Here is a 1488-nt window from a genome sequence, read left to right as displayed (position 1 = left end):
TGTAGAAACTTTACAGACCGAAGTAGAAACTTTACAGACCGAAGTAGATACTCTTCGTCATCAACGTTCTTCTTTCCGAATAGATGTGAGTTTTCCTCCAAATAATACTCCTGAAACACTAGCAGAATTTCACAAAAAAAATGCTGAAGAAGCTGCAAAGTGGCAAGAAGAATTACAAGAAATTAATCAATCTCTCAAAATATTAGAAGCACAACTTAATCAGAAAAAAACTACATTAGCACCAAAAAAATCTCGACTAGAATGGCATGAACTACAAGAAAAAGTTTATCAAGGGGGAAAACAATTACAGGAGCAAGTGAAAAAAGTCAACGAAAAAGCTAATCAACTTGAAGCAGAAATACAAAATCTCAAACAAATTTATCAACAATTAAACCCACTTTATTGTGAGTGGGTACAAAATGCAGCTAATATAGTTGATTTTAAAGCCACAACTATTCCTTATGTTTATGTTAAAGACAATGGGTTTGAACTTGGAAATAAAGAAATAGAGTGAGGGTAATTTCAGTTATTAGTTATCAGTAAAAGGCAAGAGGAAAAAAGATTGAGATACATCTCTATTTTTGTTGAGTTTCCTTTGTCAAACCAACCGAAAAATGGTAAATTTTCTGTCTAATTTTATGACCTGTAAAAGTCGGGAATACCGTAGGTTGGGTTAAGCGACAGCGCAACCCAACATATATATATAGCAAAAGAAAGATGAAAAAAATCGAAATACTCCTCTATTTTTGTTGAGTTTTTTTATCAACCCAACCGACAAATGGTAAATTTTTTGTCTAATTTTATGACCTGTAAAAATCGGGAATACCGTAGGTTGGGTTACGCTACCGCTTAACCCAACATACATAGCAAAAGAAAGATGAAAAAAGTCGAAATACACCTCTATTTTTGTTTGGTTTATCCTACGGATAAGCTCCGCTAACGTTCCTCAACCCAACCTACAAGTGGTAAGTTTTTTGTCGGAATTTTCTCATATATCAAAGTCGGGAATAAATTTTAATTCATCGCCAATTTAGTTGTCTTTTCGTCATCTGAAGATTTGCTGATATATCCTAATTTTCAAATCAAAAGAAACTAGCGATAGCTGGTAATAATTTTTCCCACTGCTCGATTAATTTTGCCGTCTTAGGTAACTCTGTAAATAAGCCTTTAAAAAATCTAATTACTCCTTTTGCTTTTTGTTTGTTTTCCTGGGGATTTTTTCCTGCTTCTGCTAAATTTTGTAATTGCTAAAGTTGTGTAATATTAATTAGTCAAGAAAAAGCTCAGGAAATGACAGCCTTAGACCGAGAATTATATCCAATTCAATGTCTAGAATTAGGAAGCTTAGATAATTCAGCCGGAATAGAAATAATCAAAGAATATAAACTACAAGACCGAGAAAATTGGTTGAATTTAAACAATATGTATATAGGCAATCCCTTATACTTACAATATATATGTACTTTAATCAAAGATATCTTTCAAGAA

General features: G+C 32.5%; 1 protein-coding gene and 1 pseudogene. Both read left to right on the top strand.

Features of this window, described 5'->3' with window-relative positions:
* A partial coding sequence (locus tag F6K13_RS32810; RefSeq protein WP_287289876.1) for a hypothetical protein occupies positions 1-514 on the top strand: 514 nt, incomplete at its 5' end.
* 776 nt (positions 515-1290) lie between these two features.
* Positions 1291-1488: pseudogene (locus tag F6K13_RS32805) on the top strand (ATP-binding protein); the annotation flags it as partial.

This window comes from Okeania sp. SIO2B9, assembly GCF_010672505.1.
Lineage (GTDB): Bacteria > Cyanobacteriota > Cyanobacteriia > Cyanobacteriales > Microcoleaceae > Okeania > Okeania hirsuta.
This window is presented reverse-complemented; position numbering and strand designations above follow the sequence as displayed.